20 protein-coding genes and 1 tRNA gene are annotated in these 22,627 nt (G+C 44.1%); 18 read left to right on the top strand and 3 right to left on the bottom strand.

What is annotated here, in order from left to right; genetic code table 11:
- Positions 1-25: 25 nt before the first annotated feature.
- Complete coding sequence (locus IWT5_RS09120) at positions 26-727, top strand: GntR family transcriptional regulator (RefSeq protein ID WP_089109647.1); 702 nt, start codon at positions 26-28, stop codon at positions 725-727.
- A 58-nt stretch (positions 728-785) separates the two neighbouring features.
- Here IWT5_RS09120 and IWT5_RS09115 read toward each other — a convergent pair whose 3' ends face one another.
- Positions 786-1,520, bottom strand: a complete 735-nt coding sequence (locus IWT5_RS09115; RefSeq protein ID WP_089109646.1) for a WecB/TagA/CpsF family glycosyltransferase — start codon at positions 1,518-1,520, stop codon at positions 786-788.
- Between the two features lie 118 nt (positions 1,521-1,638).
- On the opposite strand from IWT5_RS09115, the gene IWT5_RS09110 reads away from it, so the two are divergent.
- The 11 genes from IWT5_RS09110 (at position 1,639) to IWT5_RS09060 (ending at position 12,819) form a co-directional block, all read left to right on the top strand.
- Positions 1,639-3,111, top strand: a complete 1,473-nt coding sequence (locus tag IWT5_RS09110) for a nicotinate phosphoribosyltransferase (RefSeq protein ID WP_089109645.1) — start codon at positions 1,639-1,641, stop codon at positions 3,109-3,111.
- Between the two features lie 12 nt (positions 3,112-3,123).
- Entirely contained in the window at positions 3,124-3,948 is an 825-nt protein-coding gene (nadE, locus tag IWT5_RS09105) for an NAD(+) synthase (RefSeq protein ID WP_089109644.1), read from the top strand.
- Positions 3,949-4,100: 152 nt separating this feature from the next.
- On the top strand, positions 4,101-6,752 hold the full coding sequence (locus tag IWT5_RS09100) for a cation-translocating P-type ATPase (RefSeq protein ID WP_089109643.1): 2,652 nt from the start codon (positions 4,101-4,103) through the stop codon (positions 6,750-6,752).
- A 12-nt stretch (positions 6,753-6,764) separates the two neighbouring features.
- Positions 6,765-7,199, top strand: coding sequence for a hypothetical protein (locus IWT5_RS09095; protein WP_089109642.1), 435 nt, complete (start codon positions 6,765-6,767; stop codon positions 7,197-7,199).
- A 121-nt stretch (positions 7,200-7,320) separates the two neighbouring features.
- Positions 7,321-9,486: a Tex family protein gene (locus tag IWT5_RS09090; protein WP_089109641.1), complete on the top strand. Its 2,166-nt coding sequence runs from the start codon at positions 7,321-7,323 to the stop codon at positions 9,484-9,486.
- Positions 9,479-9,943: a SprT family protein gene (locus IWT5_RS09085; protein WP_089109640.1), complete on the top strand. Its 465-nt coding sequence runs from the start codon at positions 9,479-9,481 to the stop codon at positions 9,941-9,943. The genes IWT5_RS09090 and IWT5_RS09085 overlap by 8 nt, the downstream gene beginning before the upstream one ends.
- Before the next feature lie 111 nt (positions 9,944-10,054).
- Positions 10,055-10,936 (top strand): homoserine kinase, encoded by an 882-nt coding sequence (thrB, locus tag IWT5_RS09080; RefSeq protein ID WP_089109639.1) that lies wholly within the window; start codon positions 10,055-10,057, stop codon positions 10,934-10,936.
- 66 nt (positions 10,937-11,002) lie between these two features.
- Positions 11,003-11,087 (top strand) — tRNA-Leu (locus IWT5_RS09075).
- Positions 11,088-11,169: 82 nt separating this feature from the next.
- Positions 11,170-11,796, top strand: a complete 627-nt coding sequence (locus IWT5_RS09070; protein ID WP_089109638.1) for an HAD family hydrolase — start codon at positions 11,170-11,172, stop codon at positions 11,794-11,796.
- 106 nt (positions 11,797-11,902) lie between these two features.
- Positions 11,903-12,310 carry a PTS sugar transporter subunit IIA gene (locus IWT5_RS09065; protein WP_089109637.1) on the top strand — a complete coding sequence of 136 codons (408 nt, stop codon included), beginning with the start codon at positions 11,903-11,905 and terminating at the stop codon, positions 12,308-12,310.
- Positions 12,311-12,315: 5 nt separating this feature from the next.
- Positions 12,316-12,819 carry a PTS sugar transporter subunit IIB gene (locus tag IWT5_RS09060; RefSeq protein WP_089109636.1) on the top strand — a complete coding sequence of 168 codons (504 nt, stop codon included), beginning with the start codon at positions 12,316-12,318 and terminating at the stop codon, positions 12,817-12,819.
- 58 nt (positions 12,820-12,877) lie between these two features.
- Here the strand turns inward: IWT5_RS09060 and IWT5_RS09055 are convergent, their stop codons facing one another.
- Positions 12,878-13,951, bottom strand: a complete 1,074-nt coding sequence (locus tag IWT5_RS09055; protein ID WP_089109635.1) for an LCP family glycopolymer transferase — start codon at positions 13,949-13,951, stop codon at positions 12,878-12,880.
- Between the two features lie 354 nt (positions 13,952-14,305).
- Between IWT5_RS09055 and IWT5_RS09050 the strand changes: the two genes are divergently transcribed.
- Together IWT5_RS09050 and IWT5_RS09045 are read left to right on the top strand one after the other, a co-directional pair.
- On the top strand, positions 14,306-15,253 hold the full coding sequence (locus tag IWT5_RS09050) for an AEC family transporter (RefSeq protein WP_089109634.1): 948 nt from the start codon (positions 14,306-14,308) through the stop codon (positions 15,251-15,253).
- A 112-nt stretch (positions 15,254-15,365) separates the two neighbouring features.
- Positions 15,366-16,037 carry a 2,3-bisphosphoglycerate-dependent phosphoglycerate mutase gene (locus tag IWT5_RS09045; RefSeq protein ID WP_089109633.1) on the top strand — a complete coding sequence of 224 codons (672 nt, stop codon included), beginning with the start codon at positions 15,366-15,368 and terminating at the stop codon, positions 16,035-16,037.
- A gap of 89 nt (positions 16,038-16,126) precedes the next feature.
- On the opposite strand, the gene IWT5_RS09040 is transcribed toward IWT5_RS09045, so the two are convergent.
- On the bottom strand, positions 16,127-17,446 hold the full coding sequence (locus IWT5_RS09040) for a C1 family peptidase (protein ID WP_439959097.1): 1,320 nt from the start codon (positions 17,444-17,446) through the stop codon (positions 16,127-16,129).
- Positions 17,447-17,613: 167 nt separating this feature from the next.
- Between IWT5_RS09040 and IWT5_RS09035 the strand changes: the two genes are divergently transcribed.
- The 4 genes from IWT5_RS09035 (at position 17,614) to gltX (ending at position 22,480) form a co-directional block, all read left to right on the top strand.
- Complete coding sequence (locus IWT5_RS09035; RefSeq protein WP_089109631.1) at positions 17,614-18,150, top strand: dCTP deaminase/dUTPase family protein; 537 nt, start codon at positions 17,614-17,616, stop codon at positions 18,148-18,150.
- A 108-nt stretch (positions 18,151-18,258) separates the two neighbouring features.
- Positions 18,259-19,632 carry a DNA repair protein RadA gene (radA, locus tag IWT5_RS09030; protein ID WP_089109630.1) on the top strand — a complete coding sequence of 458 codons (1,374 nt, stop codon included), beginning with the start codon at positions 18,259-18,261 and terminating at the stop codon, positions 19,630-19,632.
- Between the two features lie 20 nt (positions 19,633-19,652).
- Positions 19,653-20,828 (top strand): PIN/TRAM domain-containing protein, encoded by a 1,176-nt coding sequence (locus tag IWT5_RS09025; protein WP_089109629.1) that lies wholly within the window; start codon positions 19,653-19,655, stop codon positions 20,826-20,828.
- A gap of 164 nt (positions 20,829-20,992) precedes the next feature.
- Positions 20,993-22,480: a glutamate--tRNA ligase gene (gene gltX, locus IWT5_RS09020; protein WP_089109628.1), complete on the top strand. Its 1,488-nt coding sequence runs from the start codon at positions 20,993-20,995 to the stop codon at positions 22,478-22,480.
- Positions 22,481-22,627 lie beyond the last annotated feature (147 nt).

Genomic DNA, 22,627 nt, shown 5'->3' with positions numbered 1-22,627 from the left:
TTAGGTAAGAAAGGTCGTAAATTTTATGGGATCACCTGTGTATATTCAAATTCATAATGAGATCAAGAAAGCAATTGAAGCCGGCAAATGGTCTGTGGGCGATCGAATCCCTTCGGAACGCGAACTGGCTGTTCAATTTCACGTCAGTCGAATGACGCTTCGGCAAGCTATTCAAACCTTGGTTGAAGAGGGAATCTTGGAACGCTTTGTTGGATCGGGTACTTTTGTGGCCAATCAAAAAGTGCAGGAAAAAATGTCAGGGGTCACTGGATTTACTGATCTCATGCTTGCTCAGGGTAAGCAGCCATCGAGTAAAACCATTTCTTACCACGTGATGAGTCCATCTTTGAGTGAAGTTGAAAAGTTAAAGCTTAAGGATGATACTCAGGTCCTACGAATGGAGCGGGTCCGTTACGGCGATGATGTCCCCATTAGTTTTGAAGTGGCAACTATTCCATTAGAAATTGTGGAGGGCCTTTCAAAACAAGAAGTGTCTGAGTCGTTATATCGGACGCTGGAAACCAAAAAGGGCTTAATTCCAGGACACGCAAAGCAGATGGTTTCAGCTTCCTCTGCATCAGAAAGAATTGCAGAATATTTGGATATTAAACGCGGTGATGCCATTTTACGATTACGGCAGATTTCTTACTTACAGGATGGTCGGCCATTCGAATACGTTCGAACTCAATACGTAGGCGAACGTTTCGAATTCATACTAGAAAAATAATGAAAAGAACCTAGAAGTGATCAAATGATCAACCTCTAGGCTCTTTTCGTACACAGCATTATTTTGATTTACGCGCGGATTGTTTAACAACTTTTAGGTACCGTGGCAAGACCATCATCCGTTTCAACCGGGTTGGTTCAGTGATTAACCGATAGAACCACTCTAAATGATGTTTCTGGAAAAATTCGGGGGCCCGTTTGGTGTGACCGCTTAGAACATCAAAGCTGCCGCCCACACCCATCCATAAGCCATTATTTTGGTGCCGGTAATCAGCAATCAACTGCTCTTGTTTGGGGAAACCCACCGCAAGAAAGACCATATCAGGCTGCTTTTGAGCAATGTCTTGGGCAATCGGTGTGAAATCATTAAAATAGCCATCACGTGCACCAACGACCTTAAGCTCAGGATAGCGGGCGGCGACAACTTTTTTGACATCTTTGATGACGTCCGGTTTAGCGCCCACTAAGTAAACGGATTTGCCTTGCTGGTTGCCCCAGGCAAGCAGAGCAAGCAACGTATCGTAGCCAGTGATGCGTTCAGTCATTGGTTGACCGAGGATGGCAGCACCTTTTAAGATGCCGATACCATCGGGTGTAATGTAGTCCGCATTTTCTAAAATTTGCTGATAGTGAGAGTCATTTCTGGCATACATGACGATCTCAGGATTCGCCGTAACAATAAACGTGTTTTCTCGGTGATTGATACGGGCTTCAATGGCGGCTAAAAAAGCGGTTTGAGTTGTATTGATAAACGGCACGTTTAAGACCTTGATTTGTGGGAATTCGTTTGACATAAGAACCATCCATTCTAGAAATAGTTTAAAAAATATCGGTTTAACTGACGATAATTCGGATTAATGATAGAATAGTTCTCATAACCAGAAATATCAAACAATTAAAGGAGTTACTGACATGGCGAAGCAGTATCCAGATGATAGCACAACTTTGCATACGGATGCATATGAATTGAGTATGATTCAAACTTATTTTGAGAAGGGAATTCAAAATAAGAAGGCCATTTTCGAAGTTTACTTTCGCGATATGCCCTTTAAAAACGGATTTGCTGTTTTTGCTGGACTAGAACATATTATCCATTATATCGAAGATCTGCACTTTTCAAAAACAGATATTGACTACTTAAAAGAAGCAACCGATTACTCACCAGAACTATTGGCGTATTTAACTGACTTTAAATTTCAGGGAACGATCCGTTCTGCTGCAGAAGGGGAATTGGTTTATAACAATGAACCGATGATCCAAGTAGAAGGGCCGTTAGCTGATTGCCAGCTGATTGAAACGGCTGTGCTAAACATTGTGAACTACCAAACGCTGATTGCAACTAAAGCTGCTAGGATTCGCTCCGTAGCTGGTAACGACGGTATTATGGAGTTTGGCTCACGTCGGGCGCAGGAATTTGATGCCGCCCTTTGGGGAACTCGGGCAGCTTATATCGGTGGCTTTGATGCGACGTCAAACGTTCGAGCAGGTAAAGTGTTTGGTATTCCAATCAGCGGCACGCACGCGCACTCATTGGTACAAACGTATGGGAATGATTACGATGCTTTCCGTGCATACGCGCAGACCCATAAGGACTGTGTTTTCTTGGTTGATACTTACGATACCATTAAAAGTGGTGTGCCCAGTGCAATTCGGGTTGCTAACGAAATGGGCGATCAAATCAATTTCTTGGGCGTTCGAATTGATTCTGGCGATATGGCTTATCTTTCTAAGCGTGTTCGCGAACAGTTAGATGAAGCCGGATTCAAAGATGCCAAAATCTATGCGTCTAATGATCTGGATGAGAAGACCATCATGTCACTTAAAATGCAACGAGCTAAAATTGACGTGTGGGGAGTAGGCACTAAACTGATTACTGCTTTTGATCAACCTGCACTGGGAGCTGTTTATAAAATGGTTTCCATTGAGAAAAATGGCAAGATGGAAGACACCATTAAGTTATCTAACAACGCTGAAAAGGTGTCGACGCCTGGTCGAAAACAAGTTTGGCGGATTACTAAGAAGGAAAATGGTAAGTCCGAGGGTGATTACATTTCTCTTTGGAATGAAGATCCCCGGCAGCAAGATGAGCTGTATATGTTCCATCCAAGCTATACCTACATTAACAAAACCGTGACCGACTTTGATGCTCGACCGATTTTGCAAACCATTTTTGATGCGGGCCGGCTCGTTTATCAGCAGCCAGAATTAGCAGATATTAAGTCGTTTTGTTCTCAAGCATTAGATAACCTTTGGCCAGAATACAAGCGGGATCTGAATCCCCAAAAGTATCCGGTTGATTTATCTCAAAAACTTTGGGATAACAAGATGAATTTAATCAAAAAGATTCATGAATACGTAAAAAAACTTGATTTTACTAATCAGTAAGAGGACATCGTGATGAGAGAATTACAGCAAGAAATTATTTCAGCGTTAAAAGTTCAGCCGAAAATTGTTCCGCAAAACGAAATCAGACGCAGTGTTGACTTTTTAAAAGCGTACTTAAAAAAGACGGGTCTAAAGACACTGGTTTTGGGTATTTCCGGTGGGCAAGATTCCACACTTGCCGGTAAACTATCTGAAATGGCAGTTACTGAGCTTCGGGCTGAAACAAACGATAATCAATTTCAATTTATCGCTGTTCGGTTGCCATACGGGAAACAGGCGGATGAATCTGATGCAATGGCCGCCATTGATTTTATGAAGGCTGACCGGGTAGATCGCGTAGATATTAAAGCGGCGACGGATGCTACTGTGGCGGCTGTCCAAGCAAATCAAGAAACGATTTCTGATTTTAATAAGGGCAATATCAAGGCTCGGCAGCGGATGATTGCCCAGTTTACGATTGCCGGGGCTAACCGAGGAGCCGTAGTCGGAACTGATCATGCAGCGGAAGCCGTTACCGGTTTTTATACCAAGTTTGGTGATGGGGCTGCTGATATCACCCCGATTTGGCGATTAAATAAACGTCAGGGCAAGCAGCTGCTTAAAGCGCTAAATGCACCTGAGCATCTGTATACGAAAGTGCCAACCGCTGATTTGGAAGAGGATCGGCCAGCTTTACCTGATGAAGTTGCACTTGGTGTTCGCTATGATGACATTGATGATTATTTAGAGGGTAAGCCAGTTTCTGATAAGGCAGCTGAGACGATCGAAAGCTGGTATCTCAGAACCCAGCATAAGCGGCACTTACCCGTAACGGTATTTGATACTTTTTGGAAGTAACCTTCGTGAGGCTGCGTGATACGATGAGGGAGTAATCGGCAGAATCTTCTGTGACCAACCCGTCAACAAGGGACTACCGTCTCCGGGAAGGCCTTAATCGATGAGACTTATAACGACAATAACAGGTTTCATAAATAACAGGAGGATTTTATATGGTGGACAAACCGTGGTACCAGCAGACGACAGATGAATTGTTCAAAAATTTAGACACTCAAGAACAAGGGCTTACCGAAGCAACGGTTAAAGAGCGCCGCAGTGAATATGGCGCTAACAAGTTAGCCGCAAAACGGCAAACGACTTTATTGGAAAAATTTGTGGCTCAGTTTAAGGATTTTATGATCATTGTGCTGATCGTTGCGGCCATCATTGCTGGTGCGACTGGCGAACTGGTTGATGCGCTCATTATTTTAGCCGTGGTTGTTTTGAATGCCGTTTTTGGGGTCTTCCAGGAATCCAAAGCTGAGGATGCGATTAATTCCTTACGGGAAATGGCGGCGCCAGTGGCACACGTAGAACGCAACGGCCAGGTGATCACGGTTAAAAGTGATGAACTGGTCCCTGGTGACATTGTTCACCTTGAGGCTGGTGACATTGTACCAGCAGATATTCGGCTGCTGACAGCAAATGTTATGAAGGTTGAAGAAGCCGCCTTGACCGGTGAATCCGTGCCGGTCAACAAAACCAGTGATGTGCTGGTTGAAAATGATCTACCCTTAGGTGATCGTGATAATTTGGTTTTCATGACGGCCAACATTACGACTGGCCGGGGAACCGGGGTTGTCGTTGCGACTGGAATGAAGACCGAAGTCGGTCAAATTGCCGGTATGATCGAAGATACAGTTGAAACCAAGACACCACTGCAAGAGAATCTTAATCAGCTAGGAAAATGGTTAACGGCACTTATTTTAGCCATTGCTGCTTTAGTTTTTGTGATTGGCATGGTTCGTGGCGAAGAAACACTCGTTAATATGCTGCTGACAGCTATTTCCTTGGCCGTTGCTGCTATTCCAGAGGGACTGCCGGCCATTGTGACGATTACCCTGGCATTGGGCACACAGCGGATGGCAAAGCGTCATGCACTGATCCGTAAATTACCGGCCGTGGAGACACTTGGTAGTACGGATATTATTGCCTCGGATAAAACCGGGACGTTAACGCAAAACAAAATGACGGTTGAACAGCTGTATGAGAATGGTCAGCTGATCGATGCTAAAGACGCGAAAACTGATTTAACCGATCCGTTGGCGCTGGCAATGGTGTTGAATAACGATAGTAAATTTACCGATGACGGTTTAGCGGGTGATCCAACTGAAACGGCTTTGATCCAGTATTATTTGGATCAAGGAGAACCAGCTGCATCCACAATCAGCAGTAATAAACGGGTCGCTGAAATTCCGTTTGATTCTGAGCGAAAGTTAATGTCAACATTCAACGAAGATGCTGACGGACACGTGACGCAATACGTTAAAGGAGCACCCGATCAGTTATTAAGACGGGTTGACCGGATTTTGGTTTCTGGCCAGATTCGTGAGATAATGGCAGCTGATAAACAGCAAATTATGGCAATTAACCATGAGCTGGCCACTCAAGCCCTAAGAGTGCTGGCCTTTGCTTATAATCAGGTTGATGCCGTTCCGGCCGATCTTTCTAGTGAGACTGCTGAACAGCACTTGGTTTTTATCGGCTTGATTGCCATGATCGACCCAGAACGGCCTGAAGTCGCCCAAGCAGTGACTGAAGCGCATGAAGCTGGTATTCGACCAATTATGATTACGGGTGATCACAGAGACACCGCAACAGCCATTGCCAAGCGGTTAGGAATTTTGTCCGCAGATAGTCGTGATGATCAGGTTATCACGGGTGCCGAACTTGATAAGATCAGTGATGAAGATTTTAATCAGCGTGTTGATCAGTATTCAGTCTATGCACGGGTTGCGCCTGAGCATAAGGTGCGAATCGTGAATGCTTGGCAAAAGCGTGGTAAAGTAGTGGCGATGACGGGGGATGGTGTGAACGATGCACCGGCTCTAAAAGCTGCCGATATTGGTGTTGGTATGGGGATAACCGGTACTGAAGTCTCTAAGGGTGCGAGTGATATGGTGTTGGCGGATGACAACTTTTCGACCATTGTCGTTGCAGTGGAAGAGGGACGTAAGGTTTTCGCTAATATTCAAAAAGCATTGCAGTATCTCCTGTCTGCTAACATTGGTGAAGTGTTAACGCTGTTTGTCATGACCTTGTTAGGCTGGCAAATTTTAGCGCCCGTACAGATTCTTTGGATCAACCTGGTGACGGATACTTTCCCAGCCATTGCCTTAGGCCTAGAACCTGCAGAGCCTAACATCATGAAGCGTAAACCAAGAGGACGGACATCCAACTTCTTTTCTGGAGGCGTCTTTGGCAATGTCATTTATCAAGGGCTATTAGAAGGGCTGATTACGCTTGGCGTATATGGTTTGTCTATTCAGTTCCCAGTACATGCCAACCCTCAATTAGCTCACGCGGATGCTTTAACCATGGCCTTTGCGACACTGGGACTAATTCAGTTGTTCCATGCTTTTAACTCTAAGTCGATCCACGAATCAATTTTTAAAATTGGTCTCTTCAAAAATCGGGCACTTAATTGGGCGGTCTTAACGGCATTTTTATTATTGGCAGTCACAATTGTTGTTCCTGGTTTTAATACCGTTTTCCACTTAACAGAGCTTAATATACTCCAGTGGGGGATTGTATTTGGTGCTGGTATTTTGATGATTGCGCTTGTCGAAATCGTCAAGTTAGTGCAACGACGGATTGAGAAATAGGAGGAATCTTTTATGAAACCCAAAACGATGGCAAGTTATTTACCCGCTTTAAGTAAAGTGATCGAAGATACGGAAAAAACCGGTTCAGATATGAATCCGGATTTTGAAAAACTTCGCCAAGCAATTGATGACAATGCAGTTGCTGATTTAGGAACAGCTACATTGGCAGCCACAAAGGCAACCTTCCAAAAGGGAACGGACGCTTACACCGAAAACTTAAATCGGTTGCAGCAGGCCTCTGTGCCCGTTCGAATCCTTGGTCGGCACAAGCAATTAGTTGCGGCCTATCGGAATTACTCACAAGCTTGTCAGGCAATGGTGGATTCAATTGATCCAGAAAACCAGACAGTGGACGTCGAAACTTTTAACGATTCTGAACATGAACAAGAAAACATGATGGAAAAAATCACTTCAGCAGCGCAACGCATTATGTCGATGGTGATGTAGTTAATCAATTTGAAAATAGAGCATGTAGCGGTCTTTTGACGTTTACGTGCTCTATTTTTCTGGCGTTGATTTAGTGGCTGCATGGTATAATAAACACACTGATACGTAAGGATGTTGAGAAATGGATAATGAAACGTTAACACTGATTAAACGGGCACTTCCAGCCTATAAGGGCCGTCAAATTGACGTCACCTTAGATTTGTTAAATGACAATAACACGGTGCCTTTTATTGCGCGCTACCGAAAAGAAATGACTGGCAATCTTGATGAAGTTGAAATCCGGGAAATTCAGGATGAAGCTCATCGAATCAGCAAATTACAGCAACGAAAACAAGAAGTTTTGAACCAAATTTCAGAACAGGGTAAATTAACAGCGCAGTTGTCTTCAGCCATCAAAGCTGCCACTCAATTACAGCAGGTCGAAGATTTATATCTGCCTTATAAGCAGAAACGGCGGACAAAGGCAACGATTGCTAAGGATGCGGGATTGTTTCCACTTGCTCAGTGGGTCATGCAATTTAAACAGGAACCGTTTGAAACAGTAGCCAAACAGTATGTTAATGATCAGGTTCCTGATCTTCAAAGTGCACGTGAAGGTGTCCATGAAATTTTAGCCGAAGCGATTGGCGAGCGGGCGGAGTTTCGTGAATGGATTCGCCGTTATACTCAACGCAATGGTATCTTGACCAGTAAATTAAAACGCAATGGTCAGGAAAAAGATGATCAGCAAATTTATAAGATCTACTACGATTTTCAGTCTGCCTTCAAAAAAGTGAGTCCCTATCAGACGTTGGCCATCAACCGTGGCGAAAAAGCGGGCATCCTAACCGTTAAAATTGGGGTTGATGATTCGGCCATCGAGCGCTACCTCAAGTTTCAACTGATTGCGCAACATCAAGGTCCTGCAGTGGAAATCGTGGAATCCGCTTATCAGGATGCATACAAGCGGTTTATTGGACCGGCTATTGAGCGTGAATTAAGAAAGGCGCTGACTGAGACGGCACAGGATCACGCTATCCAAGTTTTTGGCAACAACCTTTATCACCTATTGATGCAGGCACCCTTAAAAAATCACATTGTCATGGGCTTTGATCCGGCTTATCGGACGGGCTGTAAATTAGCGATTATGGACGGTAACGGTAAGTTTTTAGCGAAGCAGGTCATTTACCCACATCAGCCAGCTTCGGAGGCTAAACGGCAACAGGCCATGCCAGCGTTCATCAAATTGCTGAACGATTATCAAGTCGATATGATTGCCATTGGTAATGGAACCGCCAGTCGTGAATCCGAACAGTTTGTGGCTGAAGCAATCAAGCAGATCAATCGGGATGTTAGGTACACGATCGTCAATGAAGCTGGTGCGTCCGTTTATTCTGCCAGTGCGGTAGCCCGAGCCGAGTTCCCTGATTTTAACGTTGAGGAGCGGTCAGCTGTCAGCATTGGTCGACGGCTGCAAGACCCACTCGCTGAACTGGTAAAAATTGATCCCAAGTCAGTCGGTGTTGGTCAATATCAGCACGATGTCCCTGAAAGCGGCTTAGACGAACAGCTAGACCGGGTAGTTGAGACAGCGGTTAACCAAGTAGGGGTAGATTTAAACCGCGCAAGTATTGAACTATTAGCTCATATTTCTGGTTTATCTAAACAAACCGCTATTAATATTGTGACTTATCGGGAAAAACACGGCAGCTTTAATAGTCGGCCGGAATTAAAAAAGGTGCCCCGGTTAGGACCAAAAGCTTACGAACAGTCCGTTGGTTTTTTACGGATCATTAATGGCAAAAATGTTTTGGACAATACGGATATTCATCCCGAAAGTTATCCGGTAGCCAAAAAAATTTTGGCGAGTCTCGACCTGAAACTAACCCAGGTGGGCACGCCAGCAGTTGCCAGTGCACTTGAAAAGCTCAATGTTGACAGGCTCAGTGGCCAGTTGAATGTGGGCAAGTCAACACTGCAAGATATTCTTAACAGTTTGCAACGACCAGGGCGTGACCGCCGTGATGAGATGCCCGCTCCAATTTTACGTACGGATGTCTTGCAGATGAGCGATTTGAAACCGGGAATGAAATTACAAGGAACGGTTAGAAACGTTGTGGATTTCGGCGTGTTTGTTGACATTGGTGTCAAACAAGATGGTCTGGTCCATATCTCGCACCTGTCTAAGTCTTACGTTAGCAGACCAGCTACAGCTGTTTCGGTGGGTGATATCGTGACTGTCTGGGTTTTAGAAGTTGACGAACAACGCCATCGTATTCAGCTAACCATGGTGTCGCCTAATGACTGACAGAGAACTCCAGCACTTAGTAGAGCGTGTTTCGCTTCAATCCTTTGGCAAGCCGTTCAAACATCAAGCTTTTTTTAATGCGCGCCTTAGAACCACTGGTGGGCGCTATCACCTAAAAGATCATCATATTGATATTAACCCACGGATGCTCACAATGTTTGGCGAAGAAACGCTGATTGGCGTGATTAAACATGAGTTAGTGCATTATCACCTGCACTTAGCGGGACAGTCCGGCCAGCATAGGACAAAGGCGTTTAAACAGCTGCTACAGGCGGTTGGTGGTCTTCGTTATGCACCGAGTCAACCGCAGCAAACTAAGCCGACCAAAGTGCTGGTTTATCGCTGTCAGCAGTGTGGCCAGCTATACCGGCGTAAACGACGAATTAATACAGCCAAGTTTGTCTGTGGGAAATGTCACGGCAAATTGGTTTTTCAGAAAAGTGAACGTGTATCATGACATTTGAGGGTATCCGTGGCATTGAATTTTGCGTGAAGGTACTTGATAATGGTTAAGGACAACTGAGCTTGTTTCTATGAGCGTTACAATTCCGTATTGGAGGATAAACTTATGGGTAAAATTGTGATTCGAGTTCCAGCGACATCAGCCAATCTAGGACCAGGATTTGATTCGCTTGGTGTTGCACTGCATTTATATCTGACAGTAATCGTAGAAGAAAAGACGGAACGGTGGCGGGTTAACCACGCATTAGGTCCAGATGTGCCAACGGATGAGCAAAATTTAATTGTTCAGTCGGCCTTGAAGGTGAACCCTAATCTGCAGCCCCACCAGTTAACGGTGATGTCAGATATTCCGGTCGCCCGCGGTTTAGGCAGTTCATCCACCGCGGTAGTAGCTGGGGTCAAGATCGCTAACGAATTAGGTGAGATGGATCTTACTTTAGCTGATCAAGTGACCGCGGCTGCCAAAATTGAAGGCCACCCCGATAATGTGGCGCCAGCGCTGTTAGGCGATGTCGTCGTTGCAGATTATGACGGTGAAACGGCTACGACAGTTAAGCTTGCTATGCCGGAGGGATTGAAGATGCTGGCGTTCATTAAAAACCAGCCGTTGCTGACTTCGGAAAGCCGGAACGTTTTATCTAAAGAGCTACCTCGTAAACAAGCAATCATTGGTAGCAGTGTGGCTAACGTGATGATTGCTGCTTTGGCCACTAATAATTGGCAATTAGTGACACACATGATGGAACGCGACCAATTTCATGAAACTGCCCGGACAAAACTAGTACCAGAACTGCCAATGATCCGCGAAACCGCCCATCAATTTGGTATCTACGGCACCTATCTAAGTGGTGCTGGGCCTACGATTGGCACCTTTGGTACTGAACCGCAGCTGATTGTTTTACGTCAGAAATTAATGGATCTAGATGTGAAGGGTAGCCTGCGGATTTTTGATATCGACCGGCAAGGTGCAACGGTAAATGCAGAGTAAATATGAATATTTTACAAATAACCATTGAAAACAAGTTATAATTCTGGTATATTATTTCTTGTTGATGCGGCCATGGCGGAACTGGCAGACGCGCAAGATTAAGGATCTTGTCGGGGTTTTCCCGGTGGAGGTTCGAGTCCTCTTGGCCGCATACGTAAACTCGGAATGTTTGACCAGTTTTGGTTGAATGTTGCGAGTTTTTTTGTTGAATAATGATTTGGAGGTCGGGTTTGATGAAAAATTTTATTTTCGATGTAGACGGTACCTTGCTTGATACGGAAGCAATGTATATGAAGGCCTTGGACAAGGTCCTTCGTCAGCACGATATTAAGCACCCTTACGATGAGTTAACGAAAACCTTTGGAATTACTAGTCTCGACGCGTTAAAGCAGCTAAAAGTGCCAGCAAGCCTTATACAGGTGATTTTGAACGAATGGGCTGAAACCATCCCAGAGTTTCAATCAATGGTTCACGTTTATGACGGTGTCGAGACGATGTTGAAGAAACTCGATCAGCATCCAGGGACTCAGCAAGCCATTATGACTTCCAAGCAAACCTATGAGTTTAAGCGGGATGTAACGCCACTTGGATTAGACCAATATTTTAGTCAGTTTGTTTTCTTTGAGGATGCCAAGCGTGGTAAGCCAGCACCAGACCCAATTTTAGTGGCTATGGATCGCTTGAAGGCGGATCCGGCTTCAACGGTTTACATTGGTGATACGACCTACGATCTTCAGGCAGCGCATGCTGCGGGAGTTAAGTTTGGTTTAGTCGCTTGGGGAAACAGTCATTTAACAGAGAAGGTAGCGGCCGATTATACGTTTAAAGCACCGGCCGATATTTTAACCTTGGTCCGTTAATCTTTCCAAATGTAAAGGCAAGAGCTGAATGGGTGTGCTAAGATGAAAGCAGTTAAGAGTCGCTAATGACCAGAATTTATTTTGTTAATAATGAGGAGGCAATGTCGTGATTGCCATTGTGATTGCTAGTCATGGAGATTTAGCCAAGGGGTTGTTACAGTCTGCAACGATGATTTTTGGCAAGCAGGCTAATATTGCCACCGTGACGTTTAATGACCATGAAACATCGGATGACTTGATGATTAAATATCAAACTGCCCTGAGTAAATTGGATGCTCCAGATGCCGTGCTTTTTTTGGTGGATCTTTGGGGCGGTTCGCCATTTACCGTTGCCAGTCAAATTGTCAGCCAGCAGCCTGAAACGATGGCCATGATATCGGGGGTCAACCTGCCGATTATTATGGACGCATTTACGATTCGGGATCAGCCATTAGATAAAGTTGTCGAACATTTAAAAAGAAGCGGCCAAAAGGGCATCCGGAGTTTTGAACCGGAACATGACGAAAGAGATTAACCGTTATGACAATGCATATTCAGTTTGCACGAATTGGGAGTCGCGTGTTACCTCGCCAGGTTGTGACCGGTTGGGTAAAAACGACTATGCCAAACCAAATCTTAGTTGTCTCAAATCGGCTGGTTAAAGATCCTCTAAGGCAGACGTTAATCTTGCAGTCGGCACCTTCAGGGGTCGAGGCTAACGTCCTTACGGTCAAAAAAATGATCTCGATTTATCACGATCCGCATTTTGAAACCTATCGGCCGTTACTGCTGACCGAAACCGCCAAAGATATGGCCAAACTGGTGAAGGGCGGCATTGATTTAACTGAAATCGGCGTCAATATAGGCCTCCTTGCTTATCAAGACGGGATGAAGATGCTGACGGACGGTGTGGCAGTGGATGAATCTGAAGCCGAAGCGCTGCGTTATTTAATCCATGGTGCTGGGTTAAAAGTGGCCATCCAGGAATTGCCAACTGACCGAAAAAAAGACATTGAACCATTTTTGAACAAACTTACTTTTTAAAACGGCAAAAAAGAGCTTAACGCTGATCAGCGTTAAGCTCTTTTGATTAGTTTTTAAATTAATAACTGCTGCTTGATGAAGCATAGTTGCTGTCATCACCCGTACCTGTAGAACTTGGTGATAATTTAGTTGAGTCACTAAGACCTAATGTACGACGAATGTTATTGGAAACTTTCTGCAGTTCTGAAAGTGGTGCCACTTGATAAGAAACACCATCAATCATTGCGTCTTGCCCCTGTAACGTTTGCGATTTAATGTGGTGACTGGCATCGCCGTATTTAGTGCGGATGGCAAGCATATCATTAAAAGTCATATCGGTTTTCATATTGCCATTTAGCGAAGTCAAAATTTGCTTGTAACGAGGGATAGAAGTGATTCCTACACCCTTAACGACCAGTTTTTGCAGGACTTGCCGCTGCCGCTTTTGCCGGCCGTAGTCACCCAGTGGATCTTCTTCACGCATCCGTGAGTAATCTAAAGCCTGCTTACCGTTCAAGTGAATCTTTTGCCCCTTGACGACATTAGCATGACCATATTGGAAGGTCATTGGCGGCACAACGTCAACGCCACCCACGGCATTGACCATTCGCTCTAAGCCACCCATGTTGACAATGGCATAGAAATCGATTGGAATATCAAGCAAGTTTTCAACGGTAGAAACCGAACCTGCTGCACCACCAATGGTATAAGCCGCGTTGATTTTTTCGTATGGCTGCGAGTCACCCTTAACTTGTACTCGGGTATCACGTGGAATACTGGTCAAGTAAGCGGTCTGCTTCTTGGGGTTGACAGTCGCAACGATCATCGTATCTGTTCGACCCACGTCGTTTCTGCCAAGGGCACCAGTATCAGTCCCTAATAACAGGATTGAAAACGGCTTTCCCTGTCTAATGACGTCATCGACGTTTCTCAGCTTATTGGTTTGACCAGCTTGGAAGGTACTGTCGAACGTTTTTTTAGCTTCGTTATAAGCATGGTAGCCATAAGCAACGCCACCCGTGAGTAATATCAACACGATAATCAGAATGCTCCAAAGCAAGCCATGGTGCTTTTTTCGGGTTTTAAAGTGTGAATAATCACTACGCCGTGTTGGTTGGTTATTTTGATTTGGATCGAAATTATTTGATGCCATAAGTTTCCCTCGCCTCTGTAAAATCTCTATGAATTATAAGTCTATTGGTTTAGATTGTGTGTTTTTTCAATGAAGTTTAAGTCGAATTTAAGAAAAAAAGTGAGCTTCGTTTCTCTGTCTAACTGTACTATTACATCACAAATTGTAGTTCTCGTAAACCATGTAATGAAGAAAGCCACTCTAGCCGTGGAAAAAGTGCCTAAAAAAACGATGCCAAAATGGCTAAACTTCTGAGACGGATGGCGTTAGTCTCTATTTCAATTGAGGACAAGTTAATGATGTTGTAAAGTCAACGTTTGAGAACTATGCTATAATGAATATTAATTTTTGATGTGAAAGAAGGGTTAACACACAATGTTGCTATTATTCGCCCGAAGCGTTGCGGGCGTCGTTGAAATTTTACTCATGATTGCCTTGGGCTATTTATTAACTAACCTTGGCTGGTTTAATGAATCGGCCAGTAAGCTGATTGCACGGTTAGTCACTCAAGTGGCCCTGCCAGCTTACATGGCGTATACGATCATCAGCAAGTTTACGTTTAAGCGTTTAATCGAAACGCTTCCTGACTTACGTTTCCCGGTGGTTTCAATGATGGTGTTATTTGGTGTTTCAATCATCGTTGCCAAAGTTCTACATATTAAGAAAAGTCATCGCGGGCTTTTCGAATCCATGTTTTTTAATTCAAATACCGTGTTTGTCGGTTTACCCGTTAATGTGGCACTGTTTGGTGCTGCTAAAAGTCTGCCCTATGTGCTGGTTTATTACATGGCTAACACGACGATTTTTTGGACGTTAGGGGTTTACCTGATTCAGCGCGACGGTCAAGGTGACTATCATTTTAGTTTGGGTCAAACGCTCAAAAAGGTATTTTCACCGCCATTGCTGGGCTTTATGGTCGGTGTCGTTCTGGTGTTACTCAAAATTCAGTTGCCGAAATTTATTATGGCAGACTTAAATTATATTGGTGGTTTGACCGTGCCACTTTCCATGATTTTTATTGGGATTGCCATTGCTAACGTTGATCTCCACGATTTAACCATTAATCGAGGTAGTTTAGGGATCCTTTTCGGCCGGTTTATTCTTGCACCAGCACTGATGGCGCTTCTGGTTCTGCCGACCGCAATGCCCATTATGATGAAACAGGTCTTCATTATTCAATCAGCAATGCCCGTTATGACGAATGCGCCCGTTGTGTCGAAACTCTATGGTGCTGATTCCAGCTTTGCTGCCGTCATGGTCACGGAATCGACTTTGCTTAGTTTGCTTGTGATTCCAATTCTGATGTTGTTGCTGAACGCTTAGTTTTGAATTCAATAAAGGGACTTCGTCGTAATGACGGGGTCCCTTTATTGAATGAAGTACCGGTGATATACTGTTATGTGAATAAAAGAGCATGAGAAGAGAGGGTTATTTTATGGTTAAATTAGTCATTTTGCGTCACGGTGAAAGTCAGGCCAATCGAGATGGCGTTTTTACTGGCTGGAGTGATGTGCCGCTCACTGAAAGGGGAATTGCTCAAGCCCACCAAGCAGGTAGAGCAATCAAACAGACAGGGCTGCAGTTTGACCATCTGCATACCTCTATGTTAAAGCGAGCGATTATGACAGCAAACATTGTTCTGGCGGAAGCTGACCAGCTTTATATTCCAGTGACTAAATCCTGGCGCTTGAACGAGCGTCACTACGGGGCGTTGCGGGGCAAGAAAAAAGCGGCGGTGAAAGCCAAGGTCGGTGAGAAACAGTTTAAGCTGTGGCGCCGTAGTTATCATACAGTACCGCCGCTGTTAGACAAACCCGATCAGGACCGAAGATACGAACCATTGGGCGTTACCGAACCTAAAGGTGAAAGTTTGGAGATGGCGTATGATCGGCTGATGCCATACTGGCAGGATCAAATTGCACCACGGCTGTTAGATGGCCATAATCAATTGGTGGTCGCTCATGGTAGCACCTTAAGGGCGCTAATCAAGTATATTGATCGAATCAGTGATTCAGATATCGATCATTTGGAAGTGCCAAACGGCATCCCGATTGTTTATGATTTTGATGGTCAGCTAAACGTACAGCATAAAAAAACGTTAGATTAGCTCTGAATGGGTAAATCATTCTAATTCAAAAACAGCCTAATGATTAGTCAGCTAAGACCGATCATTAGGCTGTTTAACTATTTTAATCGTTAAGCTAAGGCTCCCATTGGATCCCAAGGTGCTAATACAGTTGGTGTCTCTTCTTGTGCCTTGCGCAGTTCAAGGCTAAGGTACTTCTTGTTCACAACAACTTGATAACAGTATTCTTCCATCCAGCTGTCGCTCATGACGAAGTAGCCTTTAGTGCCGACTTTTTCACCCCAGCTGTTCTCGACTTTCCATTTGGTTGGTTTGCCGTCAACTAAGTCAACACCAGTAATAACCATGGCGTGAGTCATTAGACTTTCAGCGTAATCTAGTCGTTCTGCTTTTGTCATGGATAAGTCCATGTCCAATAACTCGTTTTTGTTATAGGCGTTGGTGTCCATGATGCCTTTTTGACGGTCTGAACTTTGGCCAACATCACAGCCGAACCAAACGCTTTGACCGTCCTTTAACTGAGCAATGGCCAGTTGCTTGAAATCGTCCATGGTGACGTTTAAATGCTTGACGGCTCGGCCACCCAGCACGTTACCTAGCATTTCAATGGTATAAGTCTTGTTGTAAGGCTTGTCATTCGTTGGTGCGTTGATGACCGAAACGTAGTCGTCTAAGTTCCAGCCAACGTACTTATCATAAAATGATTTTGGCGTTAAGCCACGATCAATATGGTAGTTTTTGTTATCATCACGGTATTCAAAATCAAATTTTTGCGCAGGTTCACCAAGTGTGTAGCAAAGCAAGCGGTAAACTTCACCTAGCATTTTATCACGGGCAGCAGCAATGTCATCGCTGCTGGCGTTCTTAGCCGCTAAGTCACGAAGGGTAACGGCATCTTTACGTAATTTTTTGTTCAAGGTACCGTTTAATTCGCTAGATTTTGAACTGCTGTAAGTTTCAGGCATGACTGACTTTGGCACGATGCCGTACTTTTCAATGATCGCACAGAGCATGTCCCACTGGCCACCATCCTGTTGCGGTGTGGTCATGAGAAAGGCAACTTTTCGGCTGTCTAACGGCTGGTCCGCCGTGTTGAGGACGTTTTGATAAAAGTAGTTGGCTTTTTCAAACTTATCCCAAAAATAGGTGTAGTTTTGGGATAGTTCAAAGTCACTGAGCTTAAACAGGTCAGCTAAGTGATGCCGCATGGTGTTTAAGGCAGCAAACATCCAGCAACGGCCACTCTGTTTTTGATTAGAGACCTTACCAGTATCCAAGTCAATTGAAAAAACGGGGGTCATATCTGTGTCGGAAGCAAAATCAGCGCTGGTCGCCAGAATTCCTTGATGGGTCACTGCACGCTCAACTACCTTGGCATCTTTTCGGTCGTTAAATAAAGTCTGATAACGGGTAATTTGATCGCTGCTGATAGCAGCTTTAGTTTCATTACTCAAATGGATCACACTCCTTCTCGTTCGATAGTCATTATTGTACAACATTTTGACGTTTAAAGTGAGTCACTAAGTGTCACTTTTGGGGTGTTTTAAAACGGGCTTATAGTGTAAGATAAAACACATGCATGAAAGGGGAGAATCAAATGACACGAGGATTTGAAGTTGTTTCTTCATATGCTGATAAGGGCCTTCATTTACCGTACCGAACCACCAAAAGAGCGGCGGGGTATGATTTTGAAAGCGCCGTTGATTTTACGGTGCCAAGTATTTGGAAATTAGATTTCTTAAGAATTTTGTGGGCGATCAGACACCAGGAAAACGTACCCGAGGAAACACAGGCAAAAGCCAAAAAGATACTAAAACCCTTCTTAATTCCAACTGGAATCAAGGCTTACATGGGTGATGATGAGGTACTGATTTTAGCTAATCGGTCGAGTAATCCGCTAAAACGAAGCTTAGTCATTCCCAATGGAATTGGCGTTATCGATGCTGATTATTATAATAATGACAGTAACGAAGGCGAGATTTTCATGCAAGTGCTTAACTTTGGTCTAACGGATGCTAAAATCGCCAAGGGTGATCGCATCGGCCAGGGGATTTTCATGCCTTACTTAACTGCTGATAACGAACGGAAACCACAACAGAAACGACAGGGTGGTTTTGGTTCTTCGGGCAAGTAATTTAAAAAGAATTAAAGGTCACTAGTCTAAGACATCAGAAGTCCTAGACTATGCTAAAATAAGATTGGTTAGTAATAGTCAGAGCATCATTGGGAAGGATTGAATCGATTGGCTAAAGAAAAGACACAGTTTGTCTGTCAGGAATGCGGTTATCAAGCACCGAGATTTTTAGGCCGCTGTCCCAACTGCGGCAAGTGGAATACTTTCGTTGAAGAAGTGATCGCACCGGCAACTACGCCAGCTAAAACGGCAACTAGTTTGAGCGGTGGTATCGTCACTAAGCCTGAAAAATTGGCTGAAGTCTCAATGAAGAAAGAACCGCGAGTCAAAACGCAGCTGGGTGAGCTTAACCGTGTTCTAGGAGGCGGTGTCGTGCCGGGCTCTTTAGTCCTGATTGGTGGGGATCCCGGTATCGGTAAATCGACGTTACTTCTCCAAGTCTCTGGTCAGTTGAGTCAAACTGGCGGTAAAGTGCTCTACGTTTCTGGCGAGGAAAGTGCTAACCAGATTAAAATGCGGGCTAACCGTTTAGGCGTTGCTAGTGAGAACCTTTACTTATATCCTGAAACCGATATGAGCCGGATTCGGGCTAATATTAATGAAATGAAACCCGATTATGTAGTGATTGATTCTGTGCAGACCATGTCCGAACCTGAAATTACATCGGCGATCGGCTCGGTTTCACAAATTCGCCAGGTCACTGCAGAACTCATGCGGATCGCTAAGTCACAGGGTGTGACGATTTTTGTTGTGGGCCACGTGACTAAGGGCGGCGCAATTGCTGGTCCTAAAGTTTTGGAGCACATGGTGGATACTGTCCTTTATTTTGAAGGAGACCTGCACCATACGTATCGAATCCTGAGAGCTGTCAAAAATCGGTTTGGTTCAACTAATGAACTGGGAATTTTTGAGATGCAGGAAACGGGATTAAAGGAAGTTAAGAATCCTTCGGAAATTTTTCTTGAAGAACGCTTGAAGGACGCGACTGGTTCCGCAATCGTGGTCTCAATGGAGGGATCAAGGCCGATTTTGGTTGAAATTCAGGCTTTACTGACACCTTCCGTGTTTGGCAATGCGCAACGGACAGCTTCCGGACTCGACCGAAACCGAGTATCATTGATCATGGCAGTCCTGGAAAAGCGCGCTAATTTGATGCTTCAAAATCAAGATGCCTATCTGAAAGCGGCTGGCGGTGTTAAGCTGGACGAGCCAGCAATTGATCTCGCTTTAGCTATTAGCATTGCTAGTTCTTACCGGGATAAAGGGACGAACCCCAATGAATGCTACGTCGGCGAAATTGGCTTAACCGGTGAAGTTCGCCGGGTCAACCGCGTGGAAGATCGGGTGAAGGAAGCATCAAAGCTTGGCTTCAAACGGATTTACATTCCCAAAAATAATTTGAAGGATTGGACACCGGCAACGGACATTGAAGTTATTGGTGTAGCAACGCTTGGAGAGGCCCTGCATAAGATTTTAGCTTAGTGGATTTGGAGGTGAAGTGAATGAATAGAAAAAGAATCATTATTCAAGGAATTTTTGCGTTTATTGGTATCGGTCTTGGCGTTGTTTATTCGCCACTTATTTGGGCGGTTTTTGGTTATTCATCCCAGACTTGGTTTAACAACGAGATTTCAAATGCGATTATTGGCGCGCTAGTTTTTTGGCTATTATCCTTTATTTTTTCTGGTTACATCGAGCGCTTAATCAATCAATTTGAGAAATCGTTAACGTCTAAGAGCCCGGCGTATTTATTATTTGGCAGTATGTCGACCATCGTCGGATTAGTTTTTGCAATTTTAATTTCCACCCCGCTTTACAGGTTGAACTCACCAATCTTTAGTGGTGTCGTTCCGATTATCCTCATGATTTTATTTGGTTGGTTGGGTTTCCGCTTAGGAACCACCAAACGCGATGAATGGCGAAAACTGTTTGTTTTTCGGACCAAGAAAACTGAGGATGACAGTGAAAGCATCATTGATCGGCCAATTGATGAAAACTACCACCATTACAAAATATTGGACACGAATATTTTGATCGACGGCCGAATTTATGATTTGGTCAAGACTGGTTTTATTGAAGGGACACTATTAGTTCCGAACTTTGTTTTATATGAACTGCAATATATTGCCGATTCTAGTGACAGTATCAAACGGGTTCGCGGCCGCCGCGGTTTGGATATTTTGAATAAGCTGCGCGAAGAAAACATCATCCCAGTTGAAATGTACGAAGGGGACTATGATGACATTGCCGAAGTTGATAGCAAACTGATTCGCTTGGCAAAAGAAGTCAATGGTGTCATTGTCACTAACGATTACAACCTCAATAAGGTCATTGAATTTCAGAAAGTCCAAGTGCTCAATATCAACGCCTTGGCTAATGCATTGAAGCCGCGGGTTATCCCGGGTGAACACCTGGATGTCATGGTGGTTAAGAACGGAACGGAGCGTCAGCAAGGTGTTGCTTACTTAGATGATGGGACAATGGTTGTTGTAGAGGACGGCCGGTTCTATCTAAACGAGCATCTGGATGTCATTGTGACGTCAGCTATCCAAACGGATGCAGGGCGGATGATCTTTGCTAAGCCTGCGCATTCAACTCATGAAATCAATGAGGAAAACGAAAATTTGAATCAAAACGGGTCCGGTAAGCAAAAAAATAATAAGAAGAAGTCGAACTAACTTTTCTTTTTTGAGGTTCCATTGTACACTTAAAAAGAGTTTGATTCTTTGGTACACTGAAATACTGTATGCAGTGTGCGTTAACAAGGGGATGCATCAATCGGTGTATCCCTTTATTGACGGACCAAGTCTAATCGAAATATTTGAAAGAGGCGGAATAGATATTGGCAAATGATTCAATTCGCGTTCGTTATGCTCCTAGTCCTACAGGACATTTGCATATTGGTAACGCACGGACAGCACTATTTAATTACTTATTTGCGCGTCACTACAAAGGCAAGTTTATTATCCGAATCGAAGATACCGATACGAAACGGAATGTTGCTGATGGTGAAAAGAGTCAGCTAGACAATTTGCGCTGGTTAGGACTTGATTGGGATGAGGGTCCTGATAAACCAGGTGACTACGGTCCATATCGTCAATCAGAACGGTTTGATATTTATAAACCTTATATCCAGCAGTTGTTGGATGAAGGTAAAGCTTACAAGTCATACCGCACTGAAGACGAACTTGAAGCAGATCGTGAAGCGCAACGTGCTCGTCACGAAATGCCTCACTATGAATATGAATACGCCGGTATGTCAGATGATGAGATCAAAGCTAAAATGGCTGAATCTGAAGTAAAAGGCTTAAAGCCAGTTATTCGTTTTCACGTTCCAGAACATAAGACTTATGCTTGGGATGATATGGTGAAGGGTAAGGTTTCCTTTGACTCCGACACGATTGGTGGCGATTTTGTCATCGTTAAAGCGGATGGTATTCCTACTTACAACTTTGCCGTTGTTTTGGATGACCATTTGATGAAGATCTCACACGTTTTCCGTGGTGATGACCACGTGGCCAACACCCCTAAACAATTAATGATTTACGAAGCCTTTGGCTGGGATGCGCCTAAGTTTGGACACATGAGTTTAATCATTAGCAAAGACACGGGTAAAAAGTTATCCAAGCGTGATGAAACGGTTCTTCAATTTATCGAACAGTACCGTAAGTTAGGTTACCTGCCAGATGCACTGCTGAACTTTATTATCTTGCTTGGCTGGTCACCAGTTGGTGAAGACGAAATCTTCTCACTCAAAGAATTTGTCAAGATGTACGATGAAAAGCGGTTAAGCAAATCACCAGCTACTTTTGATAAGAAGAAGCTGGAATGGATCAACAACCAATACGTTAAATCTTCTGATGAAGACGTTGTAGTTGATCTAGCACTGCAACAGCTGATTCAAGCTGGTAATGTACCGGAAAATCCAGATGCTAAGACCCTTGAATGGGCCCGTCAATTGATCAATCTTTACAAGCAGCAAATGAGTTATATGGCTCAGATCAATGACATGGCAAGTGTCTTCTTTGAGGAACCTGAAGAAGTGAGTGGTGAGGCGCTGGAAGAAATTTCCAACGAGACAGCACCCGTTGTTTTGAAAGAATTCTCTGAACGAATTAAACAGTTGCCTATTTTTGATAAGGTTCAAATTTTAGCAACGATTAAGGCCATTCAAAAGGACACTGGTATTAAGGGCCGAAAGCTTTGGATGCCAATCCGAATTGCCGTTACTCACGAAATGCATGGACCAGAATTACCAGAATCAATTGAATTAGTTGGTCGTGACAAAACCTTAGAGCACGTCGCTCAGACTTTGGCACAACTGAAATAGCAACTTAGAGGGCTTGATTGCAGGTGAGCAGATCTGCAACCAGCCCTCTTGTCGTTTCTGGACGTTTTGAGGGCAGGATTCCTAATTAATTGTAATGATGTCGTTAAAAATGTAGGCACATGGCTTAATTATGATAAAATATACTTA

The sequence above is a fragment of the Secundilactobacillus mixtipabuli genome (assembly GCF_002217925.1).
In the GTDB taxonomy this organism is placed as follows: domain Bacteria; phylum Bacillota; class Bacilli; order Lactobacillales; family Lactobacillaceae; genus Secundilactobacillus; species Secundilactobacillus mixtipabuli.
This window is presented reverse-complemented; position numbering and strand designations above follow the sequence as displayed.

Coding starts and splice junctions, on each gene's coding strand:
- nadE (WP_089109644.1), top strand. CDS start 3,124: ATGAGAGAATTACAGCAAGAAATTATTTCAGCGTTAAAAGTTCAGCCG.
- IWT5_RS09050 (WP_089109634.1), top strand. CDS start 14,306: ATGTTGCTATTATTCGCCCGAAGCGTTGCGGGCGTCGTTGAAATTTTA.
- IWT5_RS09095 (WP_089109642.1), top strand. CDS start 6,765: ATGAAACCCAAAACGATGGCAAGTTATTTACCCGCTTTAAGTAAAGTG.
- IWT5_RS09025 (WP_089109629.1), top strand. CDS start 19,653: ATGAATAGAAAAAGAATCATTATTCAAGGAATTTTTGCGTTTATTGGT.
- IWT5_RS09100 (WP_089109643.1), top strand. CDS start 4,101: ATGGTGGACAAACCGTGGTACCAGCAGACGACAGATGAATTGTTCAAA.
- IWT5_RS09070 (WP_089109638.1), top strand. CDS start 11,170: ATGAAAAATTTTATTTTCGATGTAGACGGTACCTTGCTTGATACGGAA.
- IWT5_RS09060 (WP_089109636.1), top strand. CDS start 12,316: ATGACAATGCATATTCAGTTTGCACGAATTGGGAGTCGCGTGTTACCT.
- IWT5_RS09110 (WP_089109645.1), top strand. CDS start 1,639: ATGGCGAAGCAGTATCCAGATGATAGCACAACTTTGCATACGGATGCA.
- IWT5_RS09090 (WP_089109641.1), top strand. CDS start 7,321: ATGGATAATGAAACGTTAACACTGATTAAACGGGCACTTCCAGCCTAT.
- IWT5_RS09035 (WP_089109631.1), top strand. CDS start 17,614: ATGACACGAGGATTTGAAGTTGTTTCTTCATATGCTGATAAGGGCCTT.
- IWT5_RS09085 (WP_089109640.1), top strand. CDS start 9,479: ATGACTGACAGAGAACTCCAGCACTTAGTAGAGCGTGTTTCGCTTCAA.
- IWT5_RS09120 (WP_089109647.1), top strand. CDS start 26: ATGGGATCACCTGTGTATATTCAAATTCATAATGAGATCAAGAAAGCA.
- IWT5_RS09055 (WP_089109635.1), bottom strand. CDS start 13,951: ATGGCATCAAATAATTTCGATCCAAATCAAAATAACCAACCAACACGG.
- IWT5_RS09045 (WP_089109633.1), top strand. CDS start 15,366: ATGGTTAAATTAGTCATTTTGCGTCACGGTGAAAGTCAGGCCAATCGA.
- IWT5_RS09115 (WP_089109646.1), bottom strand. CDS start 1,520: ATGTCAAACGAATTCCCACAAATCAAGGTCTTAAACGTGCCGTTTATC.
- thrB (WP_089109639.1), top strand. CDS start 10,055: ATGGGTAAAATTGTGATTCGAGTTCCAGCGACATCAGCCAATCTAGGA.